The organism is Paracoccus sp. PAMC 22219, assembly GCF_000787695.1.
In the GTDB taxonomy this organism is placed as follows: domain Bacteria; phylum Pseudomonadota; class Alphaproteobacteria; order Rhodobacterales; family Rhodobacteraceae; genus Paracoccus.
Genome location: NZ_BBPH01000064.1, coordinates 1 through 18,318, shown reverse-complemented (window position 1 = coordinate 18,318; position 18,318 = coordinate 1). Strand labels below are relative to the sequence as shown.

Annotated in this window: 18 protein-coding genes and 2 pseudogenes; 17 read left to right on the top strand and 3 right to left on the bottom strand. The window is 68.7% G+C overall.

From position 1 onward, the window contains the following. The first annotated feature begins 35 nt into the window (after positions 1–35). Genes TY51_RS07855 through TY51_RS07840 form a run of 4 tightly spaced genes read left to right on the top strand, consistent with a single transcriptional unit; the run spans position 36 to position 6,059 of the window. A complete protein-coding gene (locus TY51_RS07855) occupies positions 36–563 on the top strand; it encodes a 2Fe-2S iron-sulfur cluster-binding protein (RefSeq protein WP_042248023.1) in 528 nt (175 codons plus the stop codon). Beyond that, positions 560–1,522: a xanthine dehydrogenase family protein subunit M gene (locus tag TY51_RS07850; protein ID WP_042248021.1), complete on the top strand. Its 963-nt coding sequence runs from the start codon at positions 560–562 to the stop codon at positions 1,520–1,522. Before TY51_RS07855 ends, TY51_RS07850 begins: the two co-directional genes overlap by 4 nt. Continuing rightward, entirely contained in the window at positions 1,519–3,735 is a 2,217-nt protein-coding gene (locus TY51_RS07845; protein ID WP_042248018.1) for a xanthine dehydrogenase family protein molybdopterin-binding subunit, read from the top strand. The genes TY51_RS07850 and TY51_RS07845 overlap by 4 nt, the downstream gene beginning before the upstream one ends. A 50-nt stretch (positions 3,736–3,785) precedes the next feature. After that, positions 3,786–6,059: an FdhF/YdeP family oxidoreductase gene (locus TY51_RS07840; RefSeq protein WP_042248015.1), complete on the top strand. Its 2,274-nt coding sequence runs from the start codon at positions 3,786–3,788 to the stop codon at positions 6,057–6,059. On the opposite strand, the gene TY51_RS07835 is transcribed toward TY51_RS07840, so the two are convergent. Beyond that, positions 5,963–6,544, bottom strand: a complete 582-nt coding sequence (locus tag TY51_RS07835; protein WP_081994800.1) for a MarR family winged helix-turn-helix transcriptional regulator — start codon at positions 6,542–6,544, stop codon at positions 5,963–5,965. The genes TY51_RS07840 and TY51_RS07835 overlap by 97 nt on opposite strands. Positions 6,545–6,698: 154 nt before the next feature. Between TY51_RS07835 and TY51_RS07830 the strand changes: the two genes are divergently transcribed. The 3 genes and pseudogenes from TY51_RS07830 (at position 6,699) to TY51_RS23275 (ending at position 9,129) form a co-directional block, all read left to right on the top strand. Continuing rightward, complete coding sequence (locus TY51_RS07830; RefSeq protein WP_042248013.1) at positions 6,699–7,886, top strand: hypothetical protein; 1,188 nt, start codon at positions 6,699–6,701, stop codon at positions 7,884–7,886. Beyond that, positions 7,883–8,254, top strand: a pseudogene (locus TY51_RS24245) (M28 family peptidase); the annotation flags it as partial. The gene TY51_RS07830 and the pseudogene TY51_RS24245, both read left to right, overlap by 4 nt. 182 nt (positions 8,255–8,436) lie before the next feature. Next, positions 8,437–9,129, top strand: a complete 693-nt coding sequence (locus TY51_RS23275; RefSeq protein WP_231558959.1) for a hydantoinase/carbamoylase family amidase — start codon at positions 8,437–8,439, stop codon at positions 9,127–9,129. Here the strand turns inward: TY51_RS23275 and TY51_RS07820 are convergent. Then, positions 9,126–9,698 (bottom strand): TIGR02281 family clan AA aspartic protease, encoded by a 573-nt coding sequence (locus tag TY51_RS07820; RefSeq protein WP_042248011.1) that lies wholly within the window; start codon positions 9,696–9,698, stop codon positions 9,126–9,128. The two genes, TY51_RS23275 and TY51_RS07820, sit on opposite strands and share 4 nt — an antisense overlap. Beyond that, a complete protein-coding gene (locus TY51_RS07815) occupies positions 9,695–10,315 on the bottom strand; it encodes a MarC family protein (protein WP_042248008.1) in 621 nt (206 codons plus the stop codon). Before TY51_RS07815 ends, TY51_RS07820 begins: the two co-directional genes overlap by 4 nt. A gap of 194 nt (positions 10,316–10,509) precedes the next feature. On the opposite strand from TY51_RS07815, the gene tatA reads away from it, so the two are divergent. The 10 genes and pseudogenes from tatA to TY51_RS07770 form a co-directional block, all read left to right on the top strand. Next, positions 10,510–10,773 (top strand): twin-arginine translocase TatA/TatE family subunit, encoded by a 264-nt coding sequence (gene tatA / locus TY51_RS07810; RefSeq protein WP_042248006.1) that lies wholly within the window; start codon positions 10,510–10,512, stop codon positions 10,771–10,773. Positions 10,774–10,801: 28 nt separating this feature from the next. Next, positions 10,802–11,293, top strand: coding sequence for a Sec-independent protein translocase protein TatB (gene tatB, locus TY51_RS07805; RefSeq protein WP_042248003.1), 492 nt, complete (start codon positions 10,802–10,804; stop codon positions 11,291–11,293). 54 nt (positions 11,294–11,347) lie between these two features. Further along, positions 11,348–12,151: a twin-arginine translocase subunit TatC gene (gene tatC, locus TY51_RS07800; protein ID WP_042248080.1), complete on the top strand. Its 804-nt coding sequence runs from the start codon at positions 11,348–11,350 to the stop codon at positions 12,149–12,151. Next, positions 12,148–12,987: an ATP-binding protein gene (locus TY51_RS07795; protein WP_042248000.1), complete on the top strand. Its 840-nt coding sequence runs from the start codon at positions 12,148–12,150 to the stop codon at positions 12,985–12,987. The genes tatC and TY51_RS07795 overlap by 4 nt, the downstream gene beginning before the upstream one ends. A 3-nt stretch (positions 12,988–12,990) precedes the next feature. Continuing rightward, positions 12,991–14,118 carry a helix-turn-helix domain-containing protein gene (locus tag TY51_RS07790; protein WP_307535517.1) on the top strand — a complete coding sequence of 376 codons (1,128 nt, stop codon included), beginning with the start codon at positions 12,991–12,993 and terminating at the stop codon, positions 14,116–14,118. Between the two features lie 11 nt (positions 14,119–14,129). Then, complete coding sequence (locus tag TY51_RS24240; protein ID WP_307535513.1) at positions 14,130–14,279, top strand: short-chain fatty acyl-CoA regulator family protein; 150 nt, start codon at positions 14,130–14,132, stop codon at positions 14,277–14,279. Between the two features lie 61 nt (positions 14,280–14,340). Further along, complete coding sequence (locus TY51_RS07785) at positions 14,341–14,700, top strand: response regulator transcription factor (RefSeq protein WP_042247997.1); 360 nt, start codon at positions 14,341–14,343, stop codon at positions 14,698–14,700. Further along, positions 14,700–14,975, top strand: coding sequence for a hypothetical protein (locus TY51_RS07780; protein WP_042247994.1), 276 nt, complete (start codon positions 14,700–14,702; stop codon positions 14,973–14,975). The genes TY51_RS07785 and TY51_RS07780 overlap by 1 nt, the downstream gene beginning before the upstream one ends. Further along, positions 14,965–17,610 (top strand): sensor histidine kinase, encoded by a 2,646-nt coding sequence (locus tag TY51_RS07775; RefSeq protein WP_042247991.1) that lies wholly within the window; start codon positions 14,965–14,967, stop codon positions 17,608–17,610. The genes TY51_RS07780 and TY51_RS07775 overlap by 11 nt, the downstream gene beginning before the upstream one ends. A gap of 61 nt (positions 17,611–17,671) precedes the next feature. Then, a pseudogene (locus tag TY51_RS07770) lies at positions 17,672–18,318 on the top strand (hypothetical protein); the annotation flags it as partial.

The window sequence follows — 18,318 nt, the reverse complement described above, 5'->3', positions numbered from 1 at the left end:
CCTTGGACCCAGCACAGCGGTCCAAGGAGCCCCCAATGGCACAACGCCCCGCCGCCAGGTTGTCCGTCAACGGCCAATCACACGAATACCACGGCGACCCCCGCCGCAGCCTGCTTGACGTCCTGCGTCTGGACCTTGGGCTGACCGGAACAAAGAAGGGCTGCGACCACGGTCAATGCGGCGCCTGCACCGTCATCGTCAACGGTCGCCGCATCAACTCCTGCCTGACGCTGGCCGTCATGCATGACGAAGACGAGATCACCACGATCGAGGGCATCGGCACGCCCGACGCGCTGTCGACCCTGCAGGCGGCATTTGTCGCCCATGACGGGTTCCAGTGCGGCTATTGCACCCCCGGTCAGATCTGTTCCGCCACCGCCATGATCGAGGAAATCCGGCAGGGTTGGCCCAGTGCCGTCACCGCCGATCCCGCCGACAAGCCCGCCGTGGCCGAAGCCGAGATCCGCGAACGGATGAGCGGCAACCTGTGCCGTTGCGGGGCCTATGACAACATCCTGGCCGCCATCCGCGATGCCATGGCCCAGACGGAGGCCGCACGATGAAGGCATTCGAATACGACCGCGCGGGCGATCTGGCCCAAGCCGTCGGCAGCCCCGCGATGCTGATCGCCGGCGGCACCAACCTGCTGGACCTGATGAAGCTAGAGGTCGCGACCCCCGATGCCCTGCTGGACATCACCCGCGTCGGCCTGAACGAGATCACGTCCGAGGGCGCCGGCCTGCGCATCGGCGCGCTGGTCAGCAACTCCGATTGCGCCGCGCATCCGCGCATCCGCGCCGACTGGCCGCTGCTGTCGCGCGCCATTCTGGCCGGGGCCAGCCCGCAGCTGCGCAACAAGGCGACGATGGGCGGCAACCTGTGCCAGCGCACGCGCTGCGGCTATTTCATGGACGGACGGTCCCCCTGCAACAAGCGTGAGCCGGGCACCGGCTGCGCGGCGCAGGGTGGCGTGAACCGCAACCACGCGATCCTGGGCGCGTCGGATGCCTGCATCGCGACCTATCCCGGCGACATGGCCGTGGCCCTGTCGGCGCTGCGTGCCACGGTCGAGACCGAGGGGCCCGATGGCATCCGCGAGATCGCGATGCGCGACTTCCACCGCCTGCCGGGGGACGACCCGTCGCGCGACAACGTGCTGAAGCCGGGCGAGGTGATCACCGCGATCCGCCTGCCCGCACCGATCGGAGGACGCCACCTGTACCGCAAGGTGCGCGACCGCGCCTCCTATGCCTTTGCGTTGGTGTCGGTCGCTGCCTCGATCCGCATGGACGGCGACCGCATCGACGCCGCGCAGCTGGCATTCGGCAGCATCGCCCACAAGCCCTGGACTGATGAACGCGTCGAAAAGCTGCTGGTGGGCGAACGTCCCACCCCCGCGCTGTTCGGCAAGGCGGCGGACCTGCTGCTGGAGGATGCGCGCGGCCAGGGCCACAACGATTTCAAGATCACGCTGGTCCGCCGCGCCCTTGCGGCCGTGCTGGCGGAAGCCACGGGGGAATGACCATGAGCGATACCTATGACACCCCCGACACCCGCGACATGCTGGACCGCACCCGCCAGGGTGTGATCGGCAAGCCGCTGGACCGTCCGGAAGGCCCGCTGAAGGTCGCGGGCACCGCGACCTATGCTGCCGAATACGTGCGGGAAAACTGCGCCGAAGGCGTGCTGGTCGGCGCGACGATCAGCACCGGCCGCGTCAAGAAGATCCACCGCGATCTGGTGATGGCGATGCCGGGCGTGCTGGGCGTCTATTCCTCGGAACGGATGCTGCGCCGTGCGGCGCAGGGCACCGCCGGAGAGGCGCCCGAACAGGACGTTTCCAAGGTCGACTTTCCGATGCAGCCGGTGGCCCTGGTCGTGGCCGAGACGTTCGAACAGGCGACCAACGCTGCCAAGGCGCTGCAGATCGATTACGACGACCAGTCGGGCGACGCGCAGTTCATGCCGCAGGACGTGGACGCGGAACCTGCCGCCGATCCGATCACGGCGGGCGATCTGGACCGTGCGATGCGCGACGCGGCGCATTCGGTCGATCTGGCCTTCACCACCCCCGGCCATGCCAGCGCCGCGATGGAGCCGCATGCGGCGATCGCGGAGTGGGACGGCCGCGACCTGACCCTGTGGGGCAGCCTGCAGATGCTGACCTATAATGTGGCCGAACTTGCCGACAGCCTGGGGATCGACCCCAAGCACGTGCATCTGCTGTCGCCCTATGTCGGTGGCGGGTTCGGGTCCAAGCTGGGAATCTCTCACGAGGCGGTCGCCGCGGCGATTGCGGCGAAGGAGCTGGACCGCCCGGTGCGCGTCGTCATGAGCCGCCAGCAGGTGTTCCAGTCGATCATGCGCCGGTCGGAAACCGAACAGCGCATCCGTCTGGGCTGCGGCACCGATGGCCGCCTGACGGCGTTCGGGCATGAGGCACTGGTGTCGAACCTGCCCGGAGAGGAGTTTTCCGAACCCGTCACGCAGGCGTCCGAGTTCCTTTATGCCGGCGAAAACCGTCTGCTGGCTGTGCGCAAGTCCGACATCACCCGCCTGACCGCAGGCTCCGTCCGCGCGCCGGGCGAGGCTGTGGGCATGCAGGCCCTAGAGGTCGCGATGGACGAGCTGGCCGAGGCTGCGGGCATCGATCCTGTGGAACTGCGCAAGCGCAACCTGCCCGACGAAGTTCCGGGAGAGGGCACGCCCTATTCCTCGCGCAGGCTGGTCGAGGCGCTGGACGCGGGCGCCGCGGCCTTTGGCTGGAACAAGCGCAGCGCCAAGCCCTGTGCGCGGCGCGAGGGTGAATGGTGGATCGGCATGGGCGTGGCATCCGCCGCGCGCGTGAACATCCTGGCCAAGGCCGAGGCGCGCGTGACGCTGACCGCCGACGGCCATGTGATCGTGGAAACCGACCACACCGACATCGGCACCGGCAGCTATGCCATCCTGGGTCAGGTTGCGGCAGAGATGCTGGGCCAGCCGATCGATCGTACCACCGTGCGTCTGGGTGACAGCCGCCTGCCGTCCGGTGCCGGATCGGGGGGCAGCTGGGGTGCGTCGTCGACGGGTTCGGCGGTGTTCCTGGCCTGCGAGGCGATCCGCGCGACGCTGGCGCAGGCGCTTGGCTGTGCGTCCGATGACCTGCTGTTGCAGGACGGCAAGGCTTGGGCCGAAGGGGTCGAGCCGCGTCCCGTGACCGACCTGCTGTCGGAGGATCTGACCCGCACCGGCAAGATCGAACCCGGCAAGCTGATGGAGAAGGTCAACCAGTCGACCTATGGCGCCTTCTTCTGCGAGGTCGCGGTCAACGCCTTTACCGGCGAGACGCGCATCCGCCGCATGACCGGGGCCTTTGGCTTTGGCCGGGTGCTGAACGCCAAGACGGCCCGGTCGCAATGCATCGGCGGCATGGTCTGGGGCATCGGCAGCGCGCTGACCGAAGAGCTGGCCTTTGACAGCCGCGACGGCCATCTGGTGAACCACGATCTGGGCGAATACCACGTGCCCGTCCATGCGGACATTCCCGACATGGAGGTGATCCTGCTGGAGGAGCGTGACCCCCACGCCTCGCCCATCCAGGCCAAGGGTGTCGGCGAACTGGGCATCTGTGGGGCGGCGGGCGCGGTCGCGAACGCGATCTACAATGCCTGCGGCGTGCGTCTGCACGATTTCCCGATGACGCCCGACAAGCTGCTGGCGGATCTGCCCGATCCCTTCGCCCCGGCGGCATGATCGCTTGCGGGGGCGGTTCGCCGCCCCCGACCCCCTGACAGGAGCCCGACATGTCCGACGACCAGCCCAAGACCGACGACCGCGTTTTTTCTTATGGCGGCCCCGTCGGGGGATGGGGATCGGCTCAGGGCATGGCCCAGGTGGCGCGCGCCGCCAAACCCGGCCCCGGTGCGCTGGACACGTTGCGGCGTCAGAACAAGCCCGGCGGGATGATGTGTTCTTCCTGCGCATGGGGCAAGCCGCCCAACCCGCATGTTGTCGAATTCTGTGAAAACGGTGCCAAGGCGACCCTGTGGGACCTGACCACAGAACGCTGTGGGCCGGATTTCTTTCTGGACCATACGGTGGCGGATCTGTCCACCTGGTCGGAGTACGACCTTGAGATGGCGGGCCGTCTGACCCACCCCCTGCGCTATGACGCGGCCAGCGACCGTTATCTGGAGACCACCTGGGATGCAGCCTTCGCCGAAATTGGGCAGGGGCTACGGGCGATGGACCCCAAGGCCGTGACCTTTTACGCATCCGGCAAGGCGGGGCTGGAGGCATCGTTCCTGTACGGCCTGTATGCCCGCGCCTATGGCCACGTGAACCTGCCCGACAGTTCGAACATGTGCCATGAGACGACGTCTGTCGGGCTGAAGACCGTCATCGGATCGCCGGTCGGCACCTGCGTGCTGGAGGATTTCGAGCATTGCGACATGATCCTGCAGATCGGCCAGAACCCCGGCACGAACAGCCCTCGCATGCTGCACCCGCTGCAGCAGGCGGCCAAGCGTGGCTGCTGCATCGTGGCGATCAACCCCTTGCGCGAAAAGGGCCTGCTTGAATTCGCCAACCCGCAAAGCGCGTGGCAAATGACCGTGGGCGCGCCCACCGAGATCGCCGACCGCTATCTGCAGGTCCGCGCGGGCGGCGACATCGCCGCGCTGACCGGCATCGCCAAGCATGTGCTGGAGCTGGAACGCAGCCGCGGGGGCGTGCTGGACCATGATTTCCTGAACACCCACGCGCATGGCCTGCAGGCATGGATGGACTGGGTCGATGCGACCGACTGGTCCGACCTTGAGCAGGTCAGCGGCCTGACCCGCGCGGCGATGGAGGGGATCGGCGCGATCTATGCTCGGTCGCGGGCCGTGATCGGCGTTTATGGCATGGGCCTGACGCAGCACGTCCACGGATCGGACGCCATCGGTGCGCTGGTCAACCTGCTTCTGCTGCGGGGCAATATCGGCCGCAAGGGCGCCGGCTGCAGCCCGGTCCGCGGCCATTCCAACGTGCAGGGCCAGCGGACCGTGGGCATCACCGAAAAGCCCGACCTAGTCCCCAACGACCGCCTGCGCGCGTTGTTCGACATCCAGCCGCCGATGGAGGAGGGGTGGAACACCACCGCCTTTGTCGAGGCGCTGCTGGAGGGACGGGCGACCGGGTTCGTGGGGCTGGGCGGCAATCTGGCCCGCGCCGTGCCCGACACAGACCGCGTGGCCGCCGCGTGGCGGTCAATGCCCCTGACCGTGCATGTCGCGACGCGGCTGAACCGCACGCATCTGATGCCGGGGCAGGCGTCGTGGATCCTGCCCTGTCTGGTCAGGGCCGAACAGGACATGCAGGGCGGCGTGAACCAGCAGGTTTCGGTCGAGGACAGCTTCAGCCACATCCACGGGTCCATCGGGAACCGCACGCCCGCCAGCCCGCATCTGTTGTCCGAGACAGAGATCGTGGCCCGAATGGCCGCGGCGACCTTGGACCCGAACCCCAAGACGCCTTGGAGAAATTGGGCCGGCGATTACGCCCGCATCCGCGCCCTGATCGAGGCGGTCTATCCCGACGACTTCCGCGATTTCGAAACGCGGATGGACCAACCCGGCGGGTTCTATCGCGACAACCCGGCACGCAACCGCGACTGGCAGACCGACAGCGGCAAGGCGCAGTTCACGCGGCCCGCCGATCTGGACGCGACGGGACTTGGCGCGGAGGACGGCGTCTTTCGCCTGATGACGCTGCGGTCGAACGACCAGTTCAACACCACCGTCTATGGCATGTCCGACCGCCTGCGCGGGATCGAGGGCGACCGCATGCTGGTCATGATGTCCCCCGACGACATGGCGACCGCAGGGCTGGTGGCGGAACAGCGCATCGCCCTGACCTCTGCCGCCGAAGACGGGATCTCGCGGCGGGTCGAGGGGCTGCGCGTCATCCCCTATGACATTCCGCGCGGCTGCATGGCGGGCTATTTCCCGGAGCTGAACCCGCTGTCGCCGCTGTCGCGGGGTGATCTGGCATCGGGCACCCCGGCGTCCAAGGGCATCCCCGTCCGCTTGGCCTGATCGGGCATCACCGTCGAACGGACCAGCCGCGGTCCCGTGGCGATCTTGTGGCACAGCGCCAGAAAGGTCGCGCGTTCGTCCGAGTCCAGAACGCCGAAAACCTCATCCTGGCGCAGCCGTGCGGTCTGGCGGATCGTGGCCAGCAGGTCGGTGCCCGCAGGCGTCGGATACAGCCGCTTGGCCCGCGCGTCTTGCGGACAGGGGCGCTGATCGATCAGGCCGCGCGCCTCCAGCAGGGCCAGTGCGCGGCTGACGGTGTTCTGCGGCCGCGGGAACAGGTGCAGCAGATCGCGCGCCCGCAGCCCCGGAAAGCTGACCGTCGCCAGCAGTGCCGACCAGCATTGCACGGGCATGTCGTGAACCCGCTCGATATGCCGGTTCGTCACCTGGTTGTTGGCCAGCACGACATAGCTGATCGACAGAATTTCTGACAGGTCGCTGCCCAGCAACTGCGCCAGCATCGCGTCGGGGTCGTCGGTCTGCATCCTGTTCCTCCGGTCATGGCGCGGGTGCGACGATTGGCCGTTGCACAATATATCCAGATGGATCAATTGTAACGCGCATCGCGGCCGGCGCACAGGGTTTGTTGCGCCATGCGGTCGCCGTTTGACAGATCCTGATCCGAAAGGCTTGGACCCCATGCCGCAATTGCTGGCCTTCTCCCTGTTGGCGCTGATCCTGTGGATCGGCGATGTCGTCTCGACCCGGACGCGGTCCTGGCTGCCGTCGGTCTTCGTCTGCGCGATCCTGTTCCTGGTGGGATACTGGACGTTCTTCCCCGAAGACATCGTCCAGGTCGCGGGCTTCCAGACGCCGATCGTGTTTCTGGCCATGTATCTGCTGATCACCAACATGGGCACGCTGCTGTCCTTCGCGGAACTGGCCCGGCAGTGGCGCACGGTCGTCGTGGCGCTGGCCGGGATCGGCGGCATCGTTGCGCTGTTGTTCACCGTGGGCGTGATGCTGCTGGACTGGCAGACGGTTGTGGTGGCGACGCCGCCGTTGGTCGGCGGGGTCGTGGCGTCGCTGATCATGTCGCAGGCGGCGGCCGATGCGGGCCTGCAGGCGCTGTCGGTTCTGGCGATCCTGATCTATGTGATGCAGGGCTTTGCGGGCTATCCGCTGACCGCGATCATGCTGAAGCGCGAGGGGCGGCGCGTCCTTGACCTGCACCGCGCGGGACGTTGGCAGGGGACGACCCCGGTGGCCGAAAGCGTCGATGCGCCGGTGCCGCCGCGCCTGTTCGCGCGCCTGCCCGCCGCCTATGACACCGCGTATTTCAAGATGCTGCGGCTTGGCATCGTGGCCTTTGCGGCCTGGGGCGTGTCGGAACTGACAGCGCCCGTGGTCACCATCAGCCCCTTCGTGCTGTGCCTGGTCTTCGGCGTGATCGCCACCTCGGCCGGGTTCCTGGAGCGCGAGCCGCTGCGCAAGGCCAACGCGTTCGGGTTCACGGTGCTGATCCTGATGGTCTTCATCTTCGACGGGCTGAAACGCGCCACGCCAGAGATGCTGGGCCAGCTGGCCGTGCCGCTGGTCACCATCATCGCGATCGGGCTGGTGGGCATGTACATCGCCTCGTGGATCGTGGGGCGTCTGCTGGGCATCACGCCCGCGATGGCCTTTGCCTGTTCGCTGACCGCACTTTACGGGTTTCCGGCCGATTACATCATCACCAAGGACGTCATCGACACGCTGACCGACGACGCCGCCGAACGCGAGGCATTGACCGCGCATCTGCTGCCGCCGATGCTGGTCGCGGGCTTTGTCACGGTGACGATGGTGTCGGTCGTGCTGGCAGGTTTGTTCGTGGGGCTGATCGGATGACAGGATTTGCGGATGCACGCCGGATCGAGGCGCTGATCGAGGGCATCGACCGTTTCAACGCGACCCCCGGCAGGGGGACGACGCGGCTGACCTACAGCCCCGAATACCGCGCCGCGCGCGATTTCGTGGCGGGCCAGATGGTCGAGGCCGGGCTGGAGGTGCGCGAGGACGCCGTCGGCAACATCTTTGGCCGGCTGGAGGGCGCGCGCCCGGACCTGGCGCCGATCCTGGTCGGATCGCATCTGGATTCGGTGCCCAATGGCGGGCGGTTCGACGGCCCTGCGGGCGTGGTGGCGGGGATCGAGACCGCGTTCCTGTTCCGCGACCTTGGCCTGCAGCCCGACCGCCCGATCGAGGTCGTGGCCCTGATCGAGGAAGAGGGCACCCGCTTTGGAGGCGGCCTGTTCGGCTCGCGCCTGCTGACCGGACAGGTGGACCCCGCGGCGCTGGACAATCTGCGCGACGATGCGGGCGTGTCGGCCGCGCAGGCGATGACCGATTACGGGCTGGACCCGGTGCGGGCGGGCAGGCGGCGCTGTCGCCCGGATCGGTGCATGCCTTTTTGGAACTGCATATCGAACAGGGCCCGGTGCTGGAGGCCGAAGGCCAGGACATCGCCATCGTCGACCGCATCGTGGGGCTGGCGCAACTGCGCGTCACCGTGCGCGGGCAGGCGGGCCATGCCGGCACCACGCCGATGGACCAGCGCCGCGATGCGCTGACCGGCGCGGTCGGCATCCTGTCGCTGCTGCCCGATCTGGCGCGGCAGGTGGGGCGTCAGTCGGTGCTGACCGTCGGCAAGATGGAGGTCCTGCCGGGCGGCGCCAACGTGATCCCCGACCTGGTGACCTTCACCGTCGATCTGCGCGCCCCCGCGGAGGAGGACGTGCTGCGCCTGATCGAGATGGTGCAGGGGGCCGTGGCCCATGCGCAGGGCAACGGCCTGACCGCCGAGGTCGAACGACAGCTTTACGCCGCGCCGACGCCCCTGTCGGGCCAGATCCACGCCGCCCTGTCCGCCCAGGCCGAGGCGCTTGGCGTGTCGCACCGGGTGATGGTCAGCGGCGCGGGGCATGATGCGATGATCATGGCAGGGTTCGCGCCCACCGGGCTGATCTTCGTGCCAAGCCGGGGCGGCATCTCGCATGCCCCTGAGGAATGGACCGATTACGCCCAGCTGGCGCGCGGCATCGACGTGATCTTTGCGACGATCCGCCAGATGTCCGGCGCCCTGCCGCGCTAGCGTTCCAGGATCAGCAGGTCGCCCTCGAAGCTGACGCGGGCGAAGCGGCGCAGATAGGACATGCCCAGCAGGCTGTCCTGCAATTCGCTGTCGATGACCACCGCGCGCACGTCGCGGTCCACCGCGTCGCCGATGGCGAATTCCGCGATGGTGACGGGGGCCGTCGCCACGCGGCCGTTGGCGGTCACCGCCTGCCCGCCGAAGCGCAGCGCATCCAGGTCCAGCCCGATCGCCCTGGCATCGTCGCGGCTGAGCGCGACGCTGGTCGCGCCGGTATCCACGATGAAATCGATGGGCGTGCCGTTCAGAACGGCCTCCAGGTGGAAATGGCCGCCGGGGCCTGCGGGAACCTCGATCCGGGCGCCGCCGTCCAGCACCTGCTGGCGCGGGCCATAGGTCTGCTGCCACCAGTCGTATCCCGCCGCCAGACCCGCGATAATCACCGCCCATAACAGCAGCGCGCGCAGGGCACGACCGCCCCGGCCCGAAAATTCGAACAGCATGGCGCCGCCGATCACAACCAGCAGCATCCCGTAAAAGGTGAGGCGGGCAATGTCGTCGCCGCTCATCCGAACAGGCCCGATCCGCGCAGCCCGTCGATCACGAACTGTACGGACAGCGCGGCCAGCAGCATGCCCAGCAGCCGCGTGACGACCATCACCCCGGTCCGACCAAGCGCGCGCGCCAGGGGCGTCGCCAGCGCGAACAGCACCATGCAGATGCCCAGCACGATCAGCATCATCAGATGCACCATCAGGACATGGCCCGCGCCCTGGTTCTCGCCGACCAGCAGGATCATCGTGGCCAGCGCCCCGGGACCGGCCAGCAGCGGCATGGCCAGCGGAAAGACGGACGGGTCGTCGGCGTGGTTCTCTCCCTCGGCCTGGCCTTCGCGGCGTTCGGTGCGGCGTTCGAACAGCATGTCCAGCGCGGTCAGGAACAACAGCAGCCCCCCCGCGATGCGGAAGGCCGAGATCGAGATGCCGATGGCCGACAGGATCGCGTCGCCCGTCAGGCCGAACAGCGTCAGCAGGACCGCGGCGATGATCAGCGACCGCGCGCCGATGTGCCGCCGTTCGGCCCCCGACTGGCCGGGGGTCAGCGCGATGAAGATCGGGGCCAGGCCGATCGGGTCGATGACCACGAACAGCGTGACGAAGGCGGTCAGGTACAGCTGCAGATCCATGCGGCCCTTATCGCGTGCCGCGCGGCGGCTGCCAAGCCGGGACGCGCCGTCAAAATCGCGTCATCGCATGGCCTGCCGGACGGGGTCGGGGGTTAATCACGCCGGGTGGGCTTTCAACGGCTGCGGAGTGAGCCTATAGTTGGTGGCAGTCCTTGAACTCAGGTCAACGGCCTGACCCGGTACGGAGAACTGAAATGCACGCACCGTCCCCCATGGCCCTTCTGGTCATCGCCATCGTTGTCCTCGTCCTGTTCGGGCGCGGCAAGGTTTCGTCCCTGATGGGCGAATTCGGCAAGGGAATCACCGCCTTCAAGAAGGGCATGAACGATCCCGCCGCCGAACAGACGGCCGAAAAGCCCGCCACGCTGGATACCCCCACGCAGCCTGTCGCACCGGTCCACACCGTTCCGGGCAGCGATGCGCGCGACGTGACGCCGCATACCGACACCCGCACCTGAACCGTGCGCCACAAGGTCGAGTTCCCGAATGCTTGATATCGGCTGGAGCGAATTGCTGCTGATCGGGGTGGTCGCGCTTGTCGTCATCGGCCCCGAGGATCTGCCCAAGCTGTTCCACACGCTTGGGCGGCTGACCTCTCGCGCGCGGTCGATGGCCCGCGAATTCACCAGCGCGATGGAGGACGCGGCCAAGGCCAGCGGTCTGGACGACGCCGCCAAGGGAATGAAGAACCTGTCCTCGATGACCTCCAAGAACAGCCGCGGCCTGGACGCGCTGGACCGCGCGGTCACCAAGTTCGAGAAGTGGGACCCCAAGACCAACATGGGTCAGCGGATCCAGCCCGACCCGGCAGCCCCGGTCGCGGATAACGGTGCGGACGCGGCCATTCCCGCGAAACCCGCAACCGCCACGGCCCAGCCCGCGAATTCGGCCACCCAGCCTGCCGCCGACGTGGCGCCCAATCCCGATTCGCGCCGCCGCATCTCCGGTGTGCGGCGGTCGGACACGAAGGACCTGTAAGTGTCAGCGCATACCCCGATCGACGACGATCTCGACGGCAGTTCGGCCCCCCTGATGGAGCATCTCAAGGAACTGCGCACGCGGATCATCTGGTCCGTGCTGGCCCTGGTCGTGGCGATGATCCTGGCCTATCTGGTCTGGAACCCGATCTACAACTTTCTGACCCGGCCGATCTGCGCCGCGCTGGAAGACCGCGGCCAGGAATGCGGCCTGATCCTGCTGAAGCTGCAGGAGGGTTTCTCGGTCGCGATCCGCATCGCGTTCTTCGGCGGCTTCATCCTGTCCTTCCCGGTGATCGGCTATCAGCTGTGGCGCTTTGTCGCCCCGGGTCTGTACAAGACCGAAAAGCGGGCGTTCCTGCCGTTCCTGCTGGCATCGCCCGCGATGTTCGCCGTGGGCGCCGCCTTTGCCTATTACATCATCCTGCCGATGGTCTTCGCCTTCTTCCTGGGCTTTCAGCAGGGCCCGCTGGCGCTGCCGGACGATCCTGCGGCGGCGGGTGACGGCAGCCGGCTGGCCGGCATCGTTTTCCAAGGGTCGGTCAGCGAGTATCTGACCCTGACCACGCGGTTCATCCTGGCGTTCGGCCTGTCGTTCCAGCTGCCAGTGGCGCTGGCGCTGCTGGGGCGGGCGGGGCTGGTGTCGTCGCAGTCGCTGGCCAACACGCGCCGCTATGCGGTGGTGATCATCCTGACGCTGGCCGCCTGCCTGACGCCGCCCGATGTGGGCAGCCAGCTGGTGCTGTTCTCGGTCGTGTACGGGTTGTACGAGATCTCGATCCAGATCGTCCGCCGCATCGAAGTGGTGCGCGAACGTGACCTGCGGGCCCAGGGCCTGTGGATCGAGGATGACGAATGACGGCTGCGCTGACGCGCATTGCCGATGCGCTGGAACGGCTGGCCCCGCCGCCCGTTCCGTTGCCCCGGTTCGACGAGGCGACCGCCTTTGTCTGGCAGGCCGACCCTGACCGCCTGGTGCCGGTGGCGCATGTGGCCGGGGTGCCGCTGGACCAGCTGATCGGGATTGATCGGTCGCGGCGCACGCTGCTGGACAACACCCTGCAATTCGCGCGCGGCCTTGGGGCGAACAACGCCCTGCTGTGGGGTGCGCGCGGCATGGGCAAGTCGTCGCTGGTCAAGGCGGTCCATGCCGAGGCCGTGGCCCGCGGCCTGCCGCTGGTCCTGGTCGAGATTGCGCGCGACGACCTGCCGTCTGTCGGGCGGCTGCTGACGATCCTGGGGTCGGTGCCCGACCGCAGGTTCGTGCTGTTCGCGGACGATCTGTCCTTCAGCCATGACGACACCCAGTACAAATCGCTGAAGGCGGTGCTGGACGGCGGCATCAGCGGGCGGCCCGCCAACGTGATCCTCTATGCGACATCGAACCGCCGCCACCTGATGCCGCGCGAGATGATCGACAACGAACGCGCCAGCGCCATCCATCCCGGAGAGGCGGTCGAGGAGAAGGTGTCCCTGTCCGACCGGTTCGGCCTGTGGCTGGGCTTTCATCCCTGCGACCAGGACCAGTTCCTGGCGATGATCGACGGCTATTGCGCGGCCTATGGCTTGGCGGTCGACCCGGATGATCTGCGCGCGCAGGCGATCGAATGGCAGGCCACGCGCGGCGCCCGGTCGGGGCGCGTGGCGTGGCAGTTCTTCACCGATCTTGCCGGGCGCCACGGTCTGGCGGTCTAGGCCGTGTCGGGACGCGCAGCGACCGTCCTGACCGGGACGCGGATCCGGGAACGCCGTCTGGCGATGGCCCGGCGCCAGGCGGATATCGCGCGCGCGGTGGGCATTTCCCCCGCCTATCTGAACCTGATCGAGCACAACCGCCGCCCCGTCGGCGCCGAGCTGATCGCCCGCCTGGCCGAGGTGCTGGAGGTTCCCCCCGACGAATTGGCCGAAGGTCGCGAAGAGGTCCGCATTGCCGCCCTGCGGGAGGCCGCAGCCCATCCCGTGGCTGCGGGCACCGTGCCGGAACTGGACCAGATCACCGAATTCCTGGCGCGCTTTCCGGGCTGGTCGGGCCTGCTGATCGCGCATGCGCGGCGGGGTGCGGGGCTGGAACGGCAACTGGTCGATCTGTCCGACCGCATGACCCGCGACCCCTATCTGCTGACCACGCTGCACGAGGTGCTGTCTGCCGTGACCTCGGTCCGGTCGACGGCGGCGATCCTGGTCGAAGAGGGCGAGATTTCCGCCGAATGGCGCAAGCGGTTCCACGCGAACCTGCATCAGGACAGCCAGCGCCTGTCGCTGACCGCGCAGGCGCTGGTCGCCTATCTGGACAGTTTCGAGGCCGAGGGCCAAGCCACCACCCCCCAGGAGGAAGTCGAGGCTTGGCTTGCCGAACCCGGCACCGCCGATCCCGATCCGGGCGATCTGACCTCGGATGCGGCCCGCGCCATGGCCGCGGACCTGCTGGCGGGACTGCTGGACGACCGGGACGCGCTGTCGGACCGCGCGTTGATCGATGCGATCCCGGCGGCGGGCACGCCGCCCGACCCTGTGCGCCTGGCCGCGCGGCTTGGGCAGCCGCTGGACCTGGTGATCCGGCGTCTGGCCGATCTGCGCCCCGAGGGGTTTCAGGGTGCGGGCCTGCTGGTCTGTGACGGGTCGGGCGTCCTGACCCTGCGCCGCGCCGCGCAGGGGTTCGCGCTGCCGCGGCCGGGCGACAGCTGTGCGCTGTGGCCGCTGTATCACGCGCTGGCGGTGCCGCAGGTGGCGCTGGCGCGGATCGTCGTCACCCCGGACGGACGGGCGTTCCGCACGCTGTCCTTTGCGCAGCGCCGCCAGCCCTGGGCCTGGACGGCCCGCTGCTGACCGAGGCGCTGATGCTGATCCTGCCGTTCGACGGGCCGCCGCCCGACGACGCGCTGCCCATCGGGCCGGCCTGTCGCATCTGTCCGCGCGCGGAGTGTCCGGCGCGGCGCGAACCCTCGATCCTTGTGCCGCAGGGTGGGCAGGCGCAAAGGTCCCTTTGACACGGGGCCGTGATCCGGCCCATGATCTGCCGCGCTGCCGGGCCGCATGGGGGGAGGGCGGATGCAGTTGGACATCCTGATGATCGAGGACGAGCCCAACATCGCCGAGGCGGTGCGCTTCATCCTGTCGCGCGAGGGGTGGCAGGTCGATCTGCATGCCGACGGCGCGGGCGGAATCGAGGCGATCATGGCCGCACGCCCACGACTGGTGATTCTGGACCTGATGCTGCCCAACCGGTCGGGGACCGAGATCCTGAACGACCTGCGCGCCGCCGATGATGCCGACCTGGCAGCGACGCCGGTCCTGATGCTGACGGCGCGGGGACAGGCCCGCGATGACGGCGCCCGCGCCGATGCTGTGCTGGCCAAGCCCTTCGACAATCAGGAATTGCGCGCGACGGTGCGCCGGATGCTGGCCTGATGCCCGACCGCCCGCTGTTTCTGGAACGCGCCTCGTTCCACCGCCGCCGTCTTGGCGATGCGGCGCGGGTGCTGCCGGTGCTGACGATGCTGCTGCTGCTGGTGCCGGTCTGGTGGATGCCGGGCAGCCTGTCCTATGCCGGGGGCGCGGTCTGGCTGTTCGGGCTGTGGGCTGTGCTGATCGTGGTGATCCGCGCCCTGCACCGCGCCCTGCTGCGGGCAGAGGCCGCGACCATGCGCGCCGAGGCGCCGCCGGGGGACCCCGATGCCCTTTGAGGCGCTGGTCGGCGCCTGCCTGGCCTATGTCGCGCTGATGTTCGGGGTGGCCTATGCCGCCGACCGCGCGGCGGCGCGTGGTCACGTGCGCTGGCTGGATCACCCGCTGGTCTATACGCTGTCGCTGTCGGTCTATTGCTCGGCATGGACGTTCTATGGCGCCGTGGGATACGCGTCCCGGTCGGGGCTGGAATTCGCGACGATCTATCTGGGGCCGACGCTGGTCTTCACCGGGGCGTGGTGGGGGCTCAGGCGGTTGGTGCGGGTGGCGCGGATGCACCACGTCACCTCGGTCGCGGACCTGATCTCGGCCCGGTTCGGGAAATCGAACCGGCTGGCGGCCATCGTGACGCTGATCGCGGTCATCGCCTCGACCCCTTATATCGCGCTGCAGCTGCAATCGGTGCGGCTGTCCTTTGAGATCTTCGCGACCGACGCGCCGAATGGCGCGGATGCGGGCGCGATGGGCGGCACCGCGCTGTGGGTCGCGGCAGGGCTGGCGCTGTTCACCATCCTGTTCGGCACCCGCAATCTGGCCGCCGACGAACGCCACCACGGCGTCGTCACCGCCATCGCGCTGGAGGCGGTGGTCAAGCTGCTGGCCTTTGTCGCCTTGGGCGTCTTCGTGGTCTGGGGGCTGGCCGACGGGCCGGGCGACATGCTGGCGCGGATCGCCCGCACCGCCGCCGATCCGGCGGTGGCCGAGGGCTGGCTGCTCAAGCCCGACCGCTGGACCGCGCTGATCCTGGTGTCCGCCGCAGCCATCCTGACGCTGCCGCGCATGTTCCAGGTCATGGTGGTCGAGGCCGCGGACGAGGAACGCCTGCATGTCGCGGGCTGGGCCTTTCCGGCCTATCTGTTCATCATGTCGCTGTTCGTGCTGCCCATCGCGGTGATGGGGCGCGAACTGCTGCCCGCGGGGTCGGACCCGGACCTCTACGTGCTGACCCTGCCTGCGGCGGCGGGTCAGGACATGCTGGCGCTGCTGGTGTTTCTGGGCGGGTTCTCGGCGGCGACATCGATGGTGGTCATGTGCGCGATCGCGGTCGCCACGATGGTGTCGAACCACTGGCTGGTCCCCGCTTGGCTGGCCCTGCGCCGCATTCCCGCCCCGGACGAGACCGACGACCTGCGCGGGTTCGTTCTGAACGCGCGGCGGGTGGCGATCCTGGCGGTGGTCGCGGCGGGCTGGGTCTATCACCAGGCATCGGGGGGCACGGCGGCGCTGGCCGCGATGGGGCTGGTGGCCTTCACCGGCATGGCGCAGGTCCTGCCCGCGATGCTGGGCGGGCTGCTGTGGCGGGGCGCGAACCGCAAGGGGGCCTATGCGGGGATCGGGACCGGCTCGGTCCTGTGGATGGCGCTGATCTTTCTGCCGTCGGTGGGCGTGGGGGGCGATCTGCCGGTGCCGCCGGGGGTCGATCCGTGGACCGCCGCGGTGGCGCTGTCGCTGACGCTGAACACGCTGGCCTTTGTCGGCGTGTCGATCTTCGGCTTTCCCGACCCGGTCGAACGGTTGCAGGGCCTGTCCTTCGTGTCGGCGGTCGAACCGATCCGCCACAGCCGCATGCTGCGCGCCGACGACCGGGCAGAGCCGCTGCTGGCGATGGCGCGCCGGGTCTGGGGGCCGGACGCCGCACTGCGCTATTTCCAGGCCGAGGCGCGGGCGCAGGGCAAGACCGGCTATCTGCCCGACCTGACGCCGCGGTTCCTGACCCGGCTGGAGCGGCGTCTGGCGGGTTCCATCGGGTCGGCCACGGCGCATGCGATGATCGACCGCGTGGCGGGGGGCGTCGCGCTGACCGTGGCCGACCTCTTGCAGGTCGCCGACGAGGCGCAGCGCGCCAAGGAGGAGACGCAGCGCCTGGAGGCCGCCCAGGCAGAGCTGACCCGCACCGCCCGCCAGTTGCGCCAGGCCAATGACAAGCTGACCGCCCTGTCGGTGCAGAAGGACGCGTTCCTGGGCCAGATCAGTCATGAGCTGCGCACGCCCATGACCTCGGTCCGGGCGTTCTCGGAGATCCTCAAGGACCCGGACCTGACGGTCGAGGAACGCGGCAAGTTCGCGGGCATCATCCATGACGAGGCCGGGCGCCTGACGCGGCTGCTGGACGACCTGCTGGACCTGTCGGTGCTGGAAAGCGGGCGGGCGCAGTTGACGATTTCCGTCGCGAACCTGCACGATCTGATCACCCGCGCGCTGGCCGCCGCATCGGCCACCCGGCCTGAACGGGGGTTCCTGATCGACCGCGACCTGCCGTCGGAACATCTGGGGCTGATCACCGATGCGGACCGGCTGCTGCAGGTTCTGATCAACGTCATCAGCAATGCGCGCAAATATTGCGACGCGGCGCATCCGGTGCTGATCCTGCGCGTCCGCCACCCCGAAGGCGGCGGCGCGGTCATCGACATCGTCGACAACGGCAGCGGCATAGACAGCGGTCGCCAGCAGCTGATCTTTGAAAAGTTCGCCCGCCTGAACGACCCCGCGCGTGCGGGCGGGGCGGGCCTTGGCTTGGCTATCTGCCGCGAGATCATGCTGACCCTGGGCGGCGACATCAGCTATCTGCCGGGGCAGGGCGGGGCGGCGTTCCGCATTCAGCTGCCCGCGCGGCCGCCGGTGCCCTCCGGTTAACCCTTTCTCAATCCTGACGGTCCATTTTGAACAGGCAGCGACAGCCTGATTCGGACGTGACATGACCCAAGCAGACCCCGCCACCCAAGCCCCTGGCGTCTTGCGCCGCATGCTGCAGGCGCGTGCGCAGGTCAAGCTGGGGCAGGGCGGTGCGCCGCAACTGCCCGCATCCCCCGCGCCCACCCCGGCCCGCGCCGCCGCGACCGCCATCGGGCGCGCCGCCGACCGGCTGTACCAACTGCCCGTGCGGGCGCTGTCGGTGCAGCCTGGCGCGCTGACGCTGGCGGAACTGCCCGAACTGCTGCCCGAACTGCCGCTGGTCATCGTGCTGCAGGGGCCGGGCGATCTGCTGGGGGCCATCGCGCTGTGTCCGCAGGCGGTGGCGGCATTGGTCGAATGGCAGGCGCTTGGCCGCGTGACGTCGCGCGGGCTGGAACGGCGCCGGCCCACCCGCAGCGACGCGCTGCTGTGTTCCGATTTCATCGATGCCCTGCTGACCGAACTGACCGCCGAGATGGCGGGCGTCGAGGGGTTCGAGGCTGTCGGCGGCTATCATTTCCTGACCCATCTGGACGATCCCCGCCCGCTGTCCCTGATGCTGGAGGATCGACCGCTGCGCAGCCTGTCCTTCCATCTGGCGATGGGCGCCCCCGACATGCGCGAGGGGCGCGTGCTGCTGGCCCTGCCGCAGCCCGTGGCCCAGGCCCG

Coding starts and splice junctions, on each gene's coding strand:
- TY51_RS07780 (WP_042247994.1), top strand. CDS start 14,700: ATGCCCGACCGCCCGCTGTTTCTGGAACGCGCCTCGTTCCACCGCCGC.
- TY51_RS07835 (WP_081994800.1), bottom strand. CDS start 6,544: ATGCAGACCGACGACCCCGACGCGATGCTGGCGCAGTTGCTGGGCAGC.
- TY51_RS07785 (WP_042247997.1), top strand. CDS start 14,341: ATGCAGTTGGACATCCTGATGATCGAGGACGAGCCCAACATCGCCGAG.
- TY51_RS24240 (WP_307535513.1), top strand. CDS start 14,130: ATGCTGATCCTGCCGTTCGACGGGCCGCCGCCCGACGACGCGCTGCCC.
- TY51_RS07795 (WP_042248000.1), top strand. CDS start 12,148: ATGACGGCTGCGCTGACGCGCATTGCCGATGCGCTGGAACGGCTGGCC.
- TY51_RS07850 (WP_042248021.1), top strand. CDS start 560: ATGAAGGCATTCGAATACGACCGCGCGGGCGATCTGGCCCAAGCCGTC.
- tatB (WP_042248003.1), top strand. CDS start 10,802: ATGCTTGATATCGGCTGGAGCGAATTGCTGCTGATCGGGGTGGTCGCG.
- TY51_RS07775 (WP_042247991.1), top strand. CDS start 14,965: ATGCCCTTTGAGGCGCTGGTCGGCGCCTGCCTGGCCTATGTCGCGCTG.
- TY51_RS07840 (WP_042248015.1), top strand. CDS start 3,786: ATGTCCGACGACCAGCCCAAGACCGACGACCGCGTTTTTTCTTATGGC.
- tatC (WP_042248080.1), top strand. CDS start 11,348: ATGGAGCATCTCAAGGAACTGCGCACGCGGATCATCTGGTCCGTGCTG.
- TY51_RS07815 (WP_042248008.1), bottom strand. CDS start 10,315: ATGGATCTGCAGCTGTACCTGACCGCCTTCGTCACGCTGTTCGTGGTC.
- TY51_RS07845 (WP_042248018.1), top strand. CDS start 1,519: ATGACCATGAGCGATACCTATGACACCCCCGACACCCGCGACATGCTG.
- TY51_RS07820 (WP_042248011.1), bottom strand. CDS start 9,698: ATGAGCGGCGACGACATTGCCCGCCTCACCTTTTACGGGATGCTGCTG.
- tatA (WP_042248006.1), top strand. CDS start 10,510: ATGCACGCACCGTCCCCCATGGCCCTTCTGGTCATCGCCATCGTTGTC.
- TY51_RS07855 (WP_042248023.1), top strand. CDS start 36: ATGGCACAACGCCCCGCCGCCAGGTTGTCCGTCAACGGCCAATCACAC.
- TY51_RS07830 (WP_042248013.1), top strand. CDS start 6,699: ATGCCGCAATTGCTGGCCTTCTCCCTGTTGGCGCTGATCCTGTGGATC.